Raw genomic sequence first — 16,282 nt, forward strand, 5'->3', positions numbered from 1 at the left:
TTGCTTATGAATAAACCTCGATAAACTCTTCTTGTTTTGTTATAATTCGCTTTTATTGATCCTTTCACAATAAGAATAACATATAACAAGGCTTAAATCAATATATTTTATTAAATTATTTCAATAACATTAAACAATATCTATTTTAATGTTGGTTATATTTTTTCTCTTTCTTCCTCAAGTACACTTTCATAATCAAAATTCTCAGGAAGGCTGCCTCTGAAAGTTTGTAATTTTTCAAATGCCTTCATTGCTTTACTTTTATCTCTGTTTTTTGATAACTTTATGGTTCTTATATATTGAACAATCTGCACCATATCATCTTCTTCCATATCTTTTAAAAGCTGCGTTGCTTCCTCATATAGTTTAGTCATGCTAACACCCCCTTGTATAATGTTACTAATGATTATACTAACTTTAACTACATTTAACAAGTTTTTTATCCCCGTATCTTCGCCTTAGATGCCTTATCATTTCTTTTACGCATCTTTATCTTCTTTACCGCATATTTCTTTCCGTCATGTTCAATAGTCTCCGTCTCTTTTGAGACAACTTCTGCATACCACGCATAGTCCTCTGCTGCCATCGTTATTCCTTTTACTCCCTTGCTGGCTTTTTTGAGTTCGTTCACCTGTGAGAGCGGGAAGCGGAGTGATGCTTCTTTGTGTGTTATTATGACTACACTGCTGTCTTCTGATATTGATTCTTCATCTGTGAGTGGCCGCACTGTTACGAGTTCGTCTCCGTCATCAAGTTTTGTTGAGTTTATCATTGAGCGGTTAGTTTCAAATTCTACACCTGATACGAGTTTTACAAGTCCGCTTTTTGTAACAAATAAAAGCTGTGAGTTGAACAGGTCTTCAAATGCTATATATGTGAGGACTTCATCATTTCCGAGTTTGCAGAGTGACTGTATGAGTACGCCCTTGTCCTTATTTCTTCCTTTTGGTATCGCTGACATTTTTACCTGATGCATAAATCCGTTTTTCGTAAATACACATAGCTTGTCTATATTTCTTATCTGTATCTTATGCGTATATTCATTTAACGATTCAGCCGATATCCTTGAATAGCTTGACTCGTCTACGGATTTGCAGTATCCAAATCTGTCGATGAGCACATAGAGATCTTCTTCTTTTACTTCCTCGACATATTTTCCTGCGTCCATGTTTGTGAGTATCGTGCGTCTTCCTCTGCCAAACTGTTTTTTGTAATTTTTAAGTCTCGTTTTTATTACTTTGTGAAGTTCTGATATGTTTCCAAGTACATTATTATATTCTTCTATGTTTGCAAGAAGCGAATCATTTTCCTGATGAAGCTTTAAAACTTCAAGACCTATAAGTTTGCTCAGAGGCATCGCAAGTATCGCATCCGCCTGATTTTTTGTGAAGTCAAGTTTTGCTGCTGCCTTCTCTGATTTCTGCGATCTGAATTTAATATCGGCTGTCACTCCGTTTATAAGACAGTTTTTCGCCTGTTTTACTGAATCACTTCCACGAAGTATCTCTATGATAAGATCTATTACATCTGTGGCTTTTATAAGTCCTGCTACGATTTCAAGCCTTGCTTTTGCTTTTTCCAAAAGATGCTCATACTCTTTTGTGTAGAGTTCTTCCTGAAATTCAACAAATTCCTGCACAAGCCCTTTTAATGTAAATGTTATCGGCTGTTTGTCTTTTACGGCAAGCATGTTTACTCCGTATGTGTCTTCAAGTGCCGTTTTTTGATAAAGTCCGTTTAAAAGATTTTGGGCATTCCTGTCTTTTTTGACCTCTACTACTATTCTTATTCCCTCTTTTGATGACTCATCACGCACATCATATATCTCATCGAATACCTTGTCCTTTGACAATGATACAAGATTCTCAAGAAGTTTTGTCTTGTTTCCTGCAACCGTATATGGTATCTCAGTCACAACGATATTTTTTCTTCCGTTCGTTCCGTTTTCTATCTCAGCTTTGGCACGAATCTTTATCTTTCCCTCTCCTGTGTCGTACATATCAAACAGGTCATCTGTATTTGTGATTGCTGCTCCTGTAGGGAAATCAGGTCCTTTTATATATTTCATCAGTCCTTTTGTGGAAATCTCTGGATTGTCCATATATGCGATAACTCCGTCTATCACTTCTGCTGGATTGTGAGGCGGCATATTTGTTGCCATTCCGACTGCGATTCCTGTTGTTCCGTTTATAAGAAGGTTCGGAAGTGTCGCCGGAAGTACGAGCGGTTCTTTTTCGCTCTCATCAAAGTTTGGTCCAAACGGCACAAGCCCCTTGTCAAGATTTTCAAGCATCGTCATCGCAGGTTTTGAAAGTCTTGCCTCAGTGTAACGCATGGCGGCTGCACCATCACCATCTATCGAACCGAAGTTTCCATGTCCGTCCACGAGTGGTAGTGAAAGTGAATAATCCTCCGTCATATGTACAAGTGCATCATAAATAGAACTGTCACCGTGAGGATGATATTTACCCATTGTATCACCGACAATACGCGCACTCTTTCTGTGTGGCTTGTCAGGAGCAAGACCAAGCTCATCCATGGCATAGAGTATTCTTCGCTGAACAGGTTTTAACCCATCCCTAACATCTGGAAGTGCTCTTGCTATTATTACGCTCATCGCATAATCCCTATATGAATTTCTCATCTCCTCAGAGAAATCAAGCTGAATAATTGGTTGTTCTTTCGTCTTCATTTTAATCCCCATTCTTTTAAATTACTACATCTTATCAAGCGGATATTCGCAATCCGCTCTGCTACTTGCTCATAACACTATCAGCTGATATCGCAGCATATCAGAAGAGGCTTGTCCCCACTCCTGATACAAGCAATTCCCCACTCACCACTTATTACTCTACACAATAGAATCTGGGGACTTCCTTGATAGTGTTAAACATCGAGATTCGCATACTGTGCTTCTTCCATTATAAACTGTCGTCTCGGCGGCACATTACTGCTCATAAGTGTTGTTGTCGCATCGTCTGCGTCCACACTGTCACTTATCGTTATCTGTGCAAGCAGCCTGCTCTCAGGATCAAGTGTTGTCTCCCAGAGCTGTGATGCATCCATCTCGCCAAGTCCTTTGTAACGCTGTATGTTTATTATCTTATTATTTTTATTTTTTCTGAATTTTTCAAGTTCAAAATCATTAAATACATATTCTGAGCGTTTCTTTTTTGTTTTTTTGTCAAGTGCCTCATAATCCACCTTGTAAAGTGGTGGAAGCCCTCTGTATATTTTTCCTGAATAGATAAGTTCAGGCATAAAGCGGTAGAAAAATGTGAGCAGCAGTGTACTTATATGTGCCCCATCCACATCGGCATCGGTGAGTATTATTATCTTGTCGTATCTGAGTTTATTTATATCAAATTCATCACCTATCCCACAGCCGAATGCTGCTATCATCGATTTTATCTCATTGTTTAACAATATTTTTTCAAGTGATGCCTTTTCTACATTTAATATTTTTCCTCTTAGCGGCAGGACTGCCTGTGTTTTTCTGTTTCTTGCTGTTTTTACCGTACCTCCGGCTGAATCTCCCTCGACTATGTAGACTTCACATTCCTCCGGTTTTTTGGATGTGCATGCCGCAAGTTTGCTTTTCGTGTCTACATCGTTTAACTGCTTTAATACGGTATTTCTTGCCTTGTCACTCGCTTTTCTTGCATTGTAGCTCTTTACAGAATTGTCAAGTATCGCCTGAAGTACATTTATGTTTTTGTCGAGATAACGCTGTATCTCTGTTGTCACAACCTCGTCTACCGCTGTTTTTGCATCTGTATTTCCAAGTTTTGTCTTTGTCTGTCCCTCAAACTGCGGGTCTGGATGTTTTATTGAAATGATGGCTACAAGTCCGTTTCTTATGTCTTTTCCATCAAAATTTTCGTCTTTGTCCTTGAGCACTCCAAGTTCCCTCGCATACTGGTTCATAACTCTTGTGAGTGCCATCTTAAATCCAGTGACAAGTGTACCGCCGTCCACTACATTTATCCTGTTACAGTATGGATTTATCTGTTCAGAAAAGTTTGTAGTATATTGAAGTGCCACTTCTACCTCTATATCACCGCTTGTCCCCTCAAAATAGATTGGCTCTTTATGAAGTACATGTGCATCTCTGTTTATATATGATACAAAACTTTTTATGCCATGCTCTTCAAGGTATATCTTTTCCTCGCCGTCATTTTCATTTTTAAATATAAGTTTAAGGTTTTTGTTAAGATATGCTATCTCTTTAAGTTTCTTCTTTATAACTTCTGCTTTAAAATGTATTGTCTCAAATATTTCCGCATCAGGATAAAATGTTACTTTTGTTCCTGTTGCCGACTTTGCACATTTGCCGACAGGCTCTAATGCCCCTTTTTTGAGTTCTGTAACAGGATGACCCCCGTCTTTATATTCATCCCTGTAAATAAGCCCATCTCTTTTTACTTCAACTATCATATGTTTTGAAAGGGCATTTACAACTGATGATCCAACACCATGCAGTCCTCCTGAAACTTTATAAGCTGCATTGCCAAACTTCCCCCCTGCGTGAAGTATCGTATATACCACACGAACCGTAGATACCTTTTTTGTCGGATGTATGTCCACCGGAACTCCCCTGCCGTTATCTTCTATACAGATGCCACCGTCTTTTAACATCGTAATATGTATCTCACTGCAAAATCCCGCAAGGTGTTCATCTATACTGTTGTCAAGGATTTCCCAGATAAGATGGTGAAGTCCCCTTGAACCTGTAGATCCTATGTACATACCCGGTCTTTTCCTGACCGCCTCAAGTCCTTCAAGTATCACTATCTCTTTTCCTGTATACTCGCTCATTAATACCTCCATTTTTACTTGATGTACTACAAGTTTAATGCACTATTCCTGCCACTTGTTTACACTATTGTGTTTTTACACGAACAAACATTTGCATATTATATCAGAAAAAAAATAAAAATGCAAAAAAAATTCTGCGTAGTATACTTTGCTACTACACAGAATTTTTCGATCAGATATAAATAACAAATTTATTCTTCTGATGTCTCATCATCTTCTGATGTTTCTTCGCCTTCCTCTGATGTCTCTTCACTTTCCATGTCAAGTGTCACATATTCTCTGTCACCCGATTCCTCATCATCCTCTGATGCCTCAGTTTCTTCAGCCTCATCTGCCTCTTCATCATCATCGTCATCAATGTCATCATCGAAATCGTCATCAAATTCCTCATCAAAATCATCGAAATCCTTATCTTTCTTTAAAAGATCGATCCCGCAGAATTTTTTGAGACAGTAAACAGCACCACATACTGCACCTGCAACCGCCGCAACTCCTGCTGCAGCTTTTAAAAGTTTCTTCATAAAATAACCTCCTTGTGCTCTCTTTTTAATGCTTCACAACTATCTTGTTGTGAGTTTATGTGTAATATGGAATAAATACGGATCTAAGTCCTTTGTCATTGAGAGTGCTTCCTGAATATCAAAGTCAACGAACTCCCCTTCTTTATATCCCACTACCCTGTTACTCTTGCCTTCACATAAAAGCTCAACTGCCATCGTACCCATTGCTGATGCAAATACTCTGTCTTTACATGTAGGATTTCCACCACGCTGGATATGTCCGAGTATAGTTGCCCTTGTCTCAACACCTGTGGCAACCTCGATTATCTTTGCCATCTCTGCTGAATTTCCAACACCCTCGGCATTTACGATAATATGGTTTTTCTTACCGAGCTTTCTTCTGTCCTGAATCTTTGAAATGATTCGCTGGATATCTCCATGATATTTTTCTGTTGTAAGAATATATTCTGCACCGCTTGCGATACCTGTCCAAAGGGCAATATGACCTGCGGTACGTCCCATAACCTCTACAACGCTGCATCGCTCATGCGATTCTGATGTATCCCTGAGCTTATCAATAGCTTCCATAGCTGTGTTTATGGCTGTATCAAATCCGATAGTATACTCTGTACAGGCTATATCAAGGTCAATAGTTCCCGGGACTCCGATAGTATTTATTCCCTGCTCTGAAAGTCTGCTCGCTCCATTAAATGAACCGTCACCACCGATAACTACTATGCCGTCAATACCATGTTTACGGCATATATCTGCTGCTTTCTGCTGGTACTCTTTCTTCTTGAATTCAAGACATCTTGCAGTATATAAAATAGTACCGCCTGTCTGAATGATATCGGATACCGAAAGGTTGTTCATGTCTATGATATCTTCCTCTAAAAGTCCTGCATATCCTCTTCTGATTCCTTTAACCTTAAGTCCGTTTGAAATTCCGGTGCGGACAACTGCTCTTATCGCAGCATTCATTCCCGGTGCATCTCCACCGCTTGTCAGCACACCAATAGTCTTAACAGCATTACTCATAATGTCCTCCTCAAGTATCGTAAAATAAAAACGTTAGTATAAATTTTCCGAAACAATAAGTATAGTACAATAAGTATCTTTACATAAACTTTACTATGACTTATTCTCATTTATCCAATATAATTTTACGGCAAATCTCATTATTTTTCAATACTCTTTTCACGAATTGCAATCGCTCCTTCTGGCATAAATTTATAGTTGTCATCTCCTGCCAGCTTTCTGGCATCCACACCCCTGCTTCTCGGAAGTCTCTTTACCTGTTTTTCTTTTGCAACATAAATGCAGACCATATCTTTTCCATCATATGGCAGCAGACTCTTATATAATTCCTGTTCTTTTTGCACAAATTCATCCATATTTTCAAATCTTATCCACAATTCACACGGAATCCTGTCAAAAGGAATTATATCCTGACAGATAAGTTTTGCCGCCCCGTTTTCGCTGTTCTGTGCCCTTCCTCTTACAAATACTTTTGCATCATCTTCAAGAAGCGGTTTAAGTCTCTCATAATCTCTTGGGAATATCGTAATCTCTACTGTCCCGTACAGATCTTCAAGCTGTATATATGCCATAAGCTTGTTGGAGGTTTTTGTGACTTTTACCTTTTTATCTGCTATCATTCCTCCGATGATAACGCTTTCGCCATCCACAACCTTAGCTGATGAATTATCATCTTCTTCCGATACCATAAAGTCAAGTGAGGTTCTCGTGCAGTTTTTATCCATAAGTTCAGTGTAATCATTTAAAGGATGTCCACTTATATATATGCCCAAAACTTCTTTTTCAAAACCAAGAAGTTCCTCTTTTGAAAATTCTTCAACATCAGGATATTTTATCTCATTTGCCTTGTCAAGATCATCATCGCCCATATCAAACAGCGACATCTGCCCCGCTATGGCATCTTTTTTCTCTCTGTTCACATTGTCAAGCATCGAATTATATACGAGCATTTTCTGGCGGCGGTTTCCTGGCATTGAATCGAGTGCCCCCGCTTTTATAAAGTTTTCGATAGTATGTCTGTTTATCTCTTTTGAAGTAAGACGCATCATAAAGTCATGCATGGATTCAAATTTTCCTCCACGCTCTCTTTCTGCTACAATGGCTTCGATAACAGGCTCTCCGACACCTTTTATAGCTGACATTCCAAAGCGTATCGCTCCGTTTGCCACATGAAATCTGCTGTACCCCTCATTTACATCCGGTGGAAGTATGTCTATTCCAAGACTCTTACTGCTCATGATATATGATATTACTTTTGTAGTGTTATCTTTCACCGATGTTAGAAGTGCTGCCATAAATTCAACCGGGTAATAACACTTTAAATATGCGGTCTGATATGATACGACTGCATATGCCGCCGCATGCGATTTGTTGAAAGCATATTTGGCAAAGTCTATCATCTCATCATATATCTTATTTGCTGTTTTTTCATCTATCCCGTTTGCTATACAGCCTTTTACACCTTCCTCCTCGTTGCCGTACACAAAGTTTTTGCGCTCTGCCTCCATGACCTTTGTCTTCTTTTTTGCCATCGCACGACGGACAAGGTCACTTCGCCCAAAACTGTAGCCTGCAAGATTTCTTACTATCTGCATTACCTGCTCCTGATATACTATACATCCGTATGTAGGTGCAAGTATCGGCTCTAACTGCGGACAGTCATAGGCTATGCTGTTTTTATTATTTTTTCCGGCTATATATTTAGGGATAAAGTCCATCGGTCCCGGACGATAAAGTGAGATTCCGGCTATAATGTCCTCCATATTCTGCGGTTTAAGTTCTTTCATGAACTGCCTCATGCCGGGACTTTCAAGCTGGAACACACCCTCCGTTTTTCCTGTTCCTATCATATCAAACACTTTTTTGTCGTTATAATCGATATCCATCATCGTTTCATCGGCAAGTTTTGCCATATGTGCCGCATTCTGTATAACGGTAAGTGTCCTGAGTCCAAGAAAGTCCATTTTTAAAAGACCAAGTTCCTCTAAGGTCGTCATAGTGTACTGCGTTGTGATAGTTCCATCAGATGCCCTTGACAATGGTACAAATTCATCTACCGCCTCGGGACTTATAAGAACTCCTGCCGCATGCATTGAGGTGTGGCGTGGAAGTCCTTCAAGACGCATCGACATGTCTATAAGATTTTTTGCCTGATCATCACTGTCATAAAGCGACCTTAATTCAGGATTTTCCTTCAACGCTTTTTCTATAGTTATTCCAAGCTCCATAGGAATAGCTTTTGCGACCATGTCCACAAAATTAAGCGGCAGGTCTAACGCTCTTCCAACATCTCTTATGGCATTTCTCGCCGCCATCGTTCCAAATGTAACTATCTGAACCACCCGGTCCTTGCCATACTTTTCCATTACATATTTTATGACCTCAGGGCGCCTTTCATAGCAGAAATCTATATCTATATCGGGCATCGTAACTCGCTCAGGATTTAAAAAACGCTCGAAGAGAAGGTCATACCGAAGTGGATCTATGTTTGTTATGCCAAGTGTATAAGATACGACACTTCCCGCCGCCGAACCTCGTCCCGGTCCTACACTTATGCCATGGTCTCTTGCGTACTTGATAAAATCCCACACGATAAGGAAGTAATCGACAAAACCCATTGTATGAATCGTTTCAAGCTCATATTCAAGCCTTTTTTTAAGCTCATCGTCAGGCTCTCCATATCTTTTGACAAGACCCTCGTTACAGAGTTTGTTTAAGTATTCCCATGCCGTATATCCGTCAGGCACATCATAGTGAGGCAGTTTGTAATTGCCAAACTCAATCTCAACATGACACCTTTCTGCAATCTTTTCCGTATTTTCCAAAGCCTCAAGTGCATATGGAAAAAGCTGTTTCATCTCATCTTCCGATTTGAGATAATACTGACCGCCATCGTATCTCATCCTGTCCTCGTCAGTAACTTTTTTCTGTGTCTGGATGCATAGCAGGATATCGTGAGCCTTCGCATCCTCAGCCATTATATAATGCACATCGTTTGTCGCAACAAGCTCTATACCCGTTTCCTGACTCATTCTGAGCAGTCCCTGATTTACAGTAGTCTGATCTGATATCCCATGATCCTGAAGCTCCAGAAAGAAATTATCTTCACCGAATATATCCCTTAACCTCAGTGCCTCTTTTTTTGCCTCGTCATAAAAGCCCTGCCTGAGATTAGTCGCAACTATTCCAGCAAGACACGCACTTAAAGCTATGATTCCTTCATGAAACCGCTCAAGCACCTCATAATCCACCCTCGGCTTATAATAAAAGCCTTCAGTAAATCCCCTTGAAACAATCTTCATAAGATTTGCATATCCCTTATCATTTTCAGCAAGCAAAACAAGATGATTGTATCTGCCCTCACCCTTTTCGCTTTTCTTCTCAAACCTCGAACCCGGTGCCACATACACCTCACAGCCTATAACAGGATTTATCCCAGCCGCCTTCGCCGCCCTGTAAAAATCTATAACGCCATACATATTCCCGTGGTCTGTAATAGCAAGATTTTTCATCCCAAGCTCTTTCGCCCTGTTCACAATCTCACCAATCTTACAGGAACCATCCAGCAACGAATACTGCGTATGAACATGAAGATGCGTAAAACTCATAGTACTCTCCTTCCCTAATCCTAATCTCTTCTCTAATCTCTACTCAAACCTAATCTTCCCTCTAATCAAACCCAATCTTCTCTCTAATCAAACCCAATCTTCTCTCTAATCAAACCCAATCTTCCCTCTAATCAAAATCCAACATTTGTGAAATACTCAAAATCTGTAAATAGATTGTACAAAGATACTAAATAATGTTAGCCGGCATTCTTGTCGCCGTCAGTACTTAATCAGCGTTTTTTGCTGATTTATGTACTGCTACGAGTGACATAAGCGGGAGCGTGCCGGCGGTATTATTTAGTATCTTTGTACAATCAACACAGCCTGCAGCCACTTTCACAAAACACAAAAAGCGGACCCCGTCGCCTAAATACAACTGTCCGCTTTAATCTTTATTTCAGGCAATACCTATTATGCATTGGCTGTGCTTAAGTACTTCACAATGTCGTCCATGGCTGTCTGTTCATCGTCTCCATTCGCTGAAACTACAACTTCCTCACCTGCTGTGAGTCCAAGTGTCATCATACCCATGATACTTTTAGCGTTTACTTTTCTGTCATCACACTCAACATAGATGCTGCTGTTGTATTGGCTTGCAACCTGAACTAATACTGCTACCGGCCTTGCCTCCAACCCGTTCTTAAGCTGAATTTGAATTTTTTTTGTAATCATGTTGTTCCTCCTTTTGCCAGACATTCTTTTAAGCTGTTTTAACTAATAGGCTCCTTTTCCTGTCTGATCTCATTTGCAATATTGCTTAGTTTCTTCAGACGATGATTTACTCCTGATTTACTTATTGGATTGTCAAGCATCTGCCCAAGTTCCTGCAATGAACTGTCCGGATACTCAAGCCTTAACTCAGCAATCTCCCTAAGCCCGTCCGATAACGCACTAAACCCCATATTACATTGAATATACTTAATATCTTCTATCTGCCTTGCGGCAGTATTTACTATTTTTGTAATATTTGCCGTTTCACAATTCACCTGTCTGTTTACGGAATTTCGCACTTCCTTTACTATTCGTACATTTTCATACTCCATAAGTGCCATATGTGCCCCTATCACATTTAAAAAATCTACGATCTGTGCTCCTTCTTTTATATAGACAACCTGATATTTCTTTCTCTCAACAATCTTTGCCTCAATATCAAAAGCACTCATTGCTTCTTTAAGCTGTATGGCAAGCTTTGCTGATAAAACGGCTATTTCAAGATGGTACCCTTTCTCAGGATTTGTCACTGAACCGGCTACCATAAATGCCCCTCTAAGGAAAGCCCGCTTACAGCACATGTTCTGTACTATAAGTTTATTTACTGCTGAAAAATCACCCCATTGATTTTCATCACTCAGAAGTTTTATGGTTTTTAGCACTTCTATTACAAGTGCATGATCTTTTATGCAGATAAAATAGTTCTTTGACTTTACCTGAAGATTATGTGTTCTTATCATTACTTCGGGTGAGGTATTAAACATACACTTTAATAACATATAAGATTTCTTTGCAACTGTCAAGTTCTCTGTTCGCATTTCAATATAATTATCGTCTTTGAAATCCTTTTTTATGTGTCCTGTAAGTGCAAATAATACCGCAAACTGAGCTATCTGGCAATGCCTGCCCCTGTCAGTCTGCTTTCCTATTTCATCTTTTACATCACTTGCAAATGACATTAATTTTCTCCCTTTGTTTTAGCATCTTTATCAATATCCCTGTGCTCTGTTTTTAAGCTGTACGGAAGTTCCTGCATGTGTTTTGCAAGCGCATTTGCAAGTGATACCGAGCGGTGCTTTCCTCCTGTACATCCGATTCCTATTACAAGCTGGTTCTTTCCCTCTGTTATATAATTAGGAATAAGGAATTTTATCATATCAAATAATTTTTCATCAAACTCCTTTGCCTGTTCAGATTTCATTACATAATCATATACCTCAAAATCATTGCCTGTTTTCTTTTTCAATTCAGGTATATAATACGGATTAGGCAGAAATCTCACATCAAATACAAGGTCACAGTCAGCCGGTATTCCATATTTGAATCCAAATGATAATATTGTCACAAAGAAGTTCAGATATTCCTCATTTTTCAAAAATATCTTATCAATCTCCTGTTTTAATTCACGCACGAGCATATGGCTCGTGTCAAGAATATAGTCTGCACGTTTTTTTATAAACTGAAGTTCTTCCCGCTCCGCCTCTATCGCCTTGTCAACTCTACCCTGAAGTGCAAGCGGATGATTTCGTCTTGTCTCTTTGTATCTTTTTACAAGTACGCTGCTGTCTGCATTGAGAAACAGTATTTCATATGTATAACCCTCACTTTTCATCTCATCGAGAATCTTATCGAGCTGTGAAAGTCCCTCAAGGTTTCTTATATCTATTCCAAGTGCAAGTTTATCTATACTGTCAGTTTCGCATATAAACATTCTGGTAAGTTTTGGTATAAGTTTTACCGGAAGGTTATCAACACAAAAATAACCTATATCCTCAAGCATCTTGAGTACCGAACTTTTTCCTGCTCCTGACATTCCTGTTACTATTACAAAACGCATATTCATCCTCATTTCTCCAAGCCTGTTCATTGGCATGCAGCCTACTGCCAGCCTAATTTTCTTACTTCAAGTTCAAGTGTAACACCAAACTGTTTTTCTACTTCATCTTTTACATGAGCTATCACGGCTTTTGCTTCTTCACATGTTCCTCCACCGACATTTACCACAAATCCACAGTGTTTTTCTGATACCATGACATTTCCAACACGGTATCCTCTAAGCCCCGCATCATCTATAAGCTTACCTGCAAAATATCCCTCAGGTCTTTTAAATGTGCTTCCGGCACTGGCATATTCAAGCGGCTGCTTATCACGTCTTCTCTGTGAAAAGTCTTTCATTTTCGCCAATATTTCACTCTTGTTTCCTTTTTTAAAGGCAAATTCTGCCGCTAATACGATAAGCTGTTTTTCTTTTTGTATTATACTGTTTCTATATGAAAGTTCAAGTTCATCTTTTGTGAATCTTATAACTTTTCCATCCTCCATAAGTACATCCGCACTTACTATAACATCTTTTATCTCTCCACCATACGCTCCCGCATTCATTGATACGGCTCCGCCTATAGTTCCGGGGATTCCTCCCGCAAACTCAAAACCCGTAAGCGAACTCTCTGCTGCAAGCACTGATACTTTTGAAAGCATTGCCCCTGCCTCGGCACATATATATGTTAATTCACCGTCTTCTTTCTCTATACTTGCACTTTTAATATTTTCAGTTGATACGATAATTCCGGTATATCCCTCATCTGCCACTAAAAGATTGCTTCCATTTCCAAGAATAAAATATTCCATTTCTTCTTTTTTTAGCAATTCTATTGTTTTTATTATCTTTTCTATATTATCAGGACTTACAAATACTTTTGCCGGACCTCCTATTCTGAATGTAGTGTGTCTGCTCATTGGTTCTGACATAGATACCTGCTGCTCTCCATTTATTTCAATAAGTTTTTTTACGATTTCAGATTCGGCCATAATGTCCTCCAAGTTTTTATATTTTCATAAGCAACATAAATATAAATACTATATAAATATTGCTTTTATATTTATATCACAATGATTACATGAGTTGCAAGTTTTTGTGAGAAATGTGCACCAAAAATTTGTTACAAAAATATCCTGAAAAAAAAATTTAATTTTTTTCAAAAAAGTACTTGATTTTTTTTTGAAGATGGGGTATAGTATAACTCGTCGGTGCGAAAGTACGACAAATAATATGTGCGCGTAGCTCAGCTGGATAGAGCGTCTGACTACGGATCAGAAGGCCGGGAGTTCGAATCTTCTCGCGCACGTTTGATTATCCTTGTATTATGAGTTATCATGATATGGGGATTTTTGTTTTATATTTTTATTTATTAGTGCTTTTAGTATTTTGGCATATCAGGGGGATGTATGTTTTCAAATTTAAATAAAGAACTCTCTACTACACAGATTATTGCTTTAGGCTTTTTGGGTGCTATCTTTATTGGTGCTGTTATTCTTTGTCTGCCTTTTTCTTCTGCTGATGGAAGTTTTACTCCTTTTATTGATGCTTTGTTTACATCAACTACTTCCGTCTGCGTGACCGGTCTGGTTGTTGTTAATACTGCCACTCACTGGAGTCTGTTTGGTAAAATTATCATTCTCATCCTTATACAGCTTGGCGGTCTTGGTATAGTATCTTTTGTTACCGGTATAATGATGGCTGCCGGAAGCCGTATCACCCTTAGTGACAGACTTCTTCTTGAAGATGCTCTTAATCTCAGCACTCTCAAAGGACTTGTACGTTTTTTAAAATTTATTTTCAGAGGTACATTTATAATAGAAATAACCGGTGCAATCTGCTACAGTTTTGTTTTCGTTCCCGATTTCGGTCTTATAAAGGGATTGTGGTTTTCTTTGTTCCACGCTGTTTCAGCTTTTTGTAATGCTGGTATTGACCTGCTTGGCGAAAACAGTCTCGAACCATATGCTTCAAATCTCTGGATCAATCTTGTTACAATGTTTCTCATAGTTTCAGGTGGTATAGGTTTTGTCGTATGGCGGGATATACAGGCGGCCATAAAAAATCATTTTGAAAAAAAATTTACTGTAAAAAAGAGCCTGCAAAAATTAAGGCTCCATACAAAGATAACACTTATCACCACTATTGTCCTGATTTTTGGTGGTGCTGTGCTTATATTTATTTTAGAGTATACAAATTCAGATACTATCGGCAAAATGAATGTTTCAGAAAAAATCATTGCAAGCCTTTTCCAGTCTGTAACACTCAGGACTGCCGGATTTACCACATTTTCACAGGCAGGGCTCAGGCATGGAACGGTTCTTCTATGCTATTTTCTGATGATCATCGGTGGCTCTTCGATCGGTACTGCCGGTGGAATCAAAACTACAACGGTCGCTACTTTGTTCTTAAGTACCCGTGCTGTTGTAAGAGGCAAAACCCACCTTGTTGTTTTTAGAAAAAACATACCGCACCAGACTGTTACAAAAGCTCTTGCCGTGACAATGGTAAGTATTTCATTTCTTTTGCTTGCCTCCGTTGTACTTTATCAGGCTGAGGGCGGTTCAATGATCGATGTTGTCTATGAAACCACAAGTGCCATAGCAACTGTCGGACTTACAAGAGATTACACTTCAAAGCTTCACCTTCTGGGCAAGCTTATCATAATAGTATGTATGTATCTTGGCAGGATAGGTCCGATTTCGATGGTCATCTTCTTTAACAAAAACCGCAGGAAAGATCTCGTATCATTTCCTCATGAAGATATCACCGTCGGCTGATACAATATAGCAAGTAGCAGAGCGGATTACGAATATCCACTTTACTATAGCTTTGTAGAAAAAATAAAAGGAGAAAAAAACATGGAAAAATCATTTGCCGTTATCGGACTTGGAAAATTTGGACGCAGCGTTGCCATCGAACTTGCAAATACCGGTGCTGATGTTCTCGCTGTCGATATAGATAAGGAGCGTGTCCATTCTGTTGCCGACCTTGTGACATGTGCTGTCGCTGTCGATGTAAGAGATACAGAAGCTATGGATACCCTCGGTCTCTCAAATATGGATGCCGTAGTTATCGCTATCACTGAGAAACTTGATATAAGTATTCTCGCAACTATCTACGCAAAAGATGCTGGCGTTTCTACTGTAGTCTGCAAAGCCCAAGATGAAACCCACAAAAAGATACTTGAAAAAATCGGTGCTGACCAGACGATAATGCCGGAGCATGAAACAGGAATAAGACTTGCAAGAAGGCTTTCAAACAGGCGTGTTATCAATTTTATGGAGATATCAGATAAATTAAAGATGGTTGAAATTGATGTAAAACCAAACTGGATCGGTAAATCTCTTATGGAACTCGATCTTAGAAAAAAAGAAAACTTAAATGTAATAGCAGTACGAAAGGACGCTTCATCTGAATATGAGGTAAATCCATCACCCGATATCAAACTTACTGACAGTATGACTATTCTTATTACCTGTGATGTGAAAGACCTTGATAATCTGCTGTAAAAGTTTTTATTTATCGCTGCTATCACAGAATATCAGAAATTACTTACCCGATAGTGTTAAACTATGTATCAATAACAATATTTTGTAGTATTACAGCCGATAAGAAATACATATATATATATATACATTTCTTATCGGCTGTAATCATTGCTGTTTACACTATAAGTATAAATCTTATATGATACACATAAAAATAATATTTATTTAAACTTTTTACTTTTTAATGTCAAGCGGATATTCGCAATCCGCTTTGCTACTTGCTCATAACACTATTAGCTG

At 38.9% G+C, this 16,282-nt stretch carries 12 protein-coding genes and 1 tRNA gene; 3 read left to right on the forward strand and 10 right to left on the reverse strand.

Features of this window, described 5'->3' with window-relative positions; all coding sequences use genetic code 11:
- Window positions 1-155 precede the first annotated feature (155 nt).
- The 10 genes from KQI69_RS06630 to murB form a co-directional block, all read right to left on the reverse strand.
- Window positions 156-374 carry a hypothetical protein gene (locus tag KQI69_RS06630; protein ID WP_216564559.1) on the reverse strand — a complete coding sequence of 73 codons (219 nt, stop codon included), beginning with the start codon at window positions 372-374 and terminating at the stop codon, window positions 156-158.
- 65 nt (window positions 375-439) lie between these two features.
- On the reverse strand, window positions 440-2,692 hold the full coding sequence (locus KQI69_RS06635) for a DNA topoisomerase (ATP-hydrolyzing) subunit A (RefSeq protein WP_216564560.1): 2,253 nt from the start codon (window positions 2,690-2,692) through the stop codon (window positions 440-442).
- Between the two features lie 194 nt (window positions 2,693-2,886).
- Window positions 2,887-4,818, reverse strand: a complete 1,932-nt coding sequence (locus KQI69_RS06640) for a type IIA DNA topoisomerase subunit B (RefSeq protein ID WP_216564561.1) — start codon at window positions 4,816-4,818, stop codon at window positions 2,887-2,889.
- Window positions 4,819-5,009: 191 nt separating this feature from the next.
- The gene (locus KQI69_RS06645) at window positions 5,010-5,339 is read right to left on the reverse strand and encodes a hypothetical protein (RefSeq protein WP_216564562.1); all 330 of its coding nucleotides are present in this window, start codon (window positions 5,337-5,339) and stop codon (window positions 5,010-5,012) included.
- A gap of 39 nt (window positions 5,340-5,378) precedes the next feature.
- A complete protein-coding gene (gene pfkA / locus KQI69_RS06650; RefSeq protein WP_216564563.1) occupies window positions 5,379-6,356 on the reverse strand; it encodes a 6-phosphofructokinase in 978 nt (325 codons plus the stop codon).
- Window positions 6,357-6,496: 140 nt separating this feature from the next.
- Window positions 6,497-9,964: a DNA polymerase III subunit alpha gene (locus KQI69_RS06655; protein ID WP_216564564.1), complete on the reverse strand. Its 3,468-nt coding sequence runs from the start codon at window positions 9,962-9,964 to the stop codon at window positions 6,497-6,499.
- A gap of 411 nt (window positions 9,965-10,375) precedes the next feature.
- Window positions 10,376-10,636 carry an HPr family phosphocarrier protein gene (locus KQI69_RS06660; protein ID WP_216564569.1) on the reverse strand — a complete coding sequence of 87 codons (261 nt, stop codon included), beginning with the start codon at window positions 10,634-10,636 and terminating at the stop codon, window positions 10,376-10,378.
- 38 nt (window positions 10,637-10,674) lie between these two features.
- Window positions 10,675-11,634 carry a DNA-binding protein WhiA gene (whiA, locus tag KQI69_RS06665; RefSeq protein WP_216564565.1) on the reverse strand — a complete coding sequence of 320 codons (960 nt, stop codon included), beginning with the start codon at window positions 11,632-11,634 and terminating at the stop codon, window positions 10,675-10,677.
- Window positions 11,634-12,512, reverse strand: coding sequence for an RNase adapter RapZ (rapZ, locus tag KQI69_RS06670; RefSeq protein WP_216564570.1), 879 nt, complete (start codon window positions 12,510-12,512; stop codon window positions 11,634-11,636). The genes whiA and rapZ overlap by 1 nt, the downstream gene beginning before the upstream one ends.
- Window positions 12,513-12,553: 41 nt before the next feature.
- The gene (gene murB / locus KQI69_RS06675) at window positions 12,554-13,483 is read right to left on the reverse strand and encodes a UDP-N-acetylmuramate dehydrogenase (protein ID WP_216564566.1); all 930 of its coding nucleotides are present in this window, start codon (window positions 13,481-13,483) and stop codon (window positions 12,554-12,556) included.
- Between the two features lie 243 nt (window positions 13,484-13,726).
- On the opposite strand from murB, the gene KQI69_RS06680 reads away from it, so the two are divergent.
- From KQI69_RS06680 to KQI69_RS06690, 3 genes are all read left to right on the forward strand, one after another.
- A tRNA-Arg gene (locus tag KQI69_RS06680) sits at window positions 13,727-13,800 on the forward strand.
- 100 nt (window positions 13,801-13,900) lie between these two features.
- Window positions 13,901-15,271 carry a TrkH family potassium uptake protein gene (locus KQI69_RS06685; protein ID WP_216564567.1) on the forward strand — a complete coding sequence of 457 codons (1,371 nt, stop codon included), beginning with the start codon at window positions 13,901-13,903 and terminating at the stop codon, window positions 15,269-15,271.
- Window positions 15,272-15,352: 81 nt separating this feature from the next.
- Window positions 15,353-16,003 (forward strand): TrkA family potassium uptake protein, encoded by a 651-nt coding sequence (locus KQI69_RS06690; RefSeq protein ID WP_216564568.1) that lies wholly within the window; start codon window positions 15,353-15,355, stop codon window positions 16,001-16,003.
- Window positions 16,004-16,282: the final 279 nt, after the last annotated feature.

Origin of the sequence: Eubacterium sp. MSJ-13 (assembly GCF_018918235.1) — a bacterium.
Classification (GTDB): Bacteria; Bacillota; Clostridia; order Lachnospirales; family Lachnospiraceae; genus Butyribacter.

What these genes read in the sequence shown, in the direction of transcription:
- KQI69_RS06630 (WP_216564559.1), bottom strand. Translation starts at nt 374, where the DNA reads ATGACTAAACTATATGAGGAAGCAACGCAGCTTTTAAAAGATATGGAA.
- KQI69_RS06635 (WP_216564560.1), bottom strand. Translation starts at nt 2,692, where the DNA reads ATGAAGACGAAAGAACAACCAATTATTCAGCTTGATTTCTCTGAGGAG.
- KQI69_RS06640 (WP_216564561.1), bottom strand. Translation starts at nt 4,818, where the DNA reads ATGAGCGAGTATACAGGAAAAGAGATAGTGATACTTGAAGGACTTGAG.
- KQI69_RS06645 (WP_216564562.1), bottom strand. Translation starts at nt 5,339, where the DNA reads ATGAAGAAACTTTTAAAAGCTGCAGCAGGAGTTGCGGCGGTTGCAGGT.
- pfkA (WP_216564563.1), bottom strand. Translation starts at nt 6,356, where the DNA reads ATGAGTAATGCTGTTAAGACTATTGGTGTGCTGACAAGCGGTGGAGAT.
- KQI69_RS06655 (WP_216564564.1), bottom strand. Translation starts at nt 9,964, where the DNA reads ATGAGTTTTACGCATCTTCATGTTCATACGCAGTATTCGTTGCTGGAT.
- KQI69_RS06660 (WP_216564569.1), bottom strand. Translation starts at nt 10,636, where the DNA reads ATGATTACAAAAAAAATTCAAATTCAGCTTAAGAACGGGTTGGAGGCA.
- whiA (WP_216564565.1), bottom strand. Translation starts at nt 11,634, where the DNA reads ATGTCATTTGCAAGTGATGTAAAAGATGAAATAGGAAAGCAGACTGAC.
- rapZ (WP_216564570.1), bottom strand. Translation starts at nt 12,512, where the DNA reads ATGCGTTTTGTAATAGTAACAGGAATGTCAGGAGCAGGAAAAAGTTCG.
- murB (WP_216564566.1), bottom strand. Translation starts at nt 13,483, where the DNA reads ATGGCCGAATCTGAAATCGTAAAAAAACTTATTGAAATAAATGGAGAG.
- KQI69_RS06685 (WP_216564567.1), top strand. Translation starts at nt 13,901, where the DNA reads ATGTTTTCAAATTTAAATAAAGAACTCTCTACTACACAGATTATTGCT.
- KQI69_RS06690 (WP_216564568.1), top strand. Translation starts at nt 15,353, where the DNA reads ATGGAAAAATCATTTGCCGTTATCGGACTTGGAAAATTTGGACGCAGC.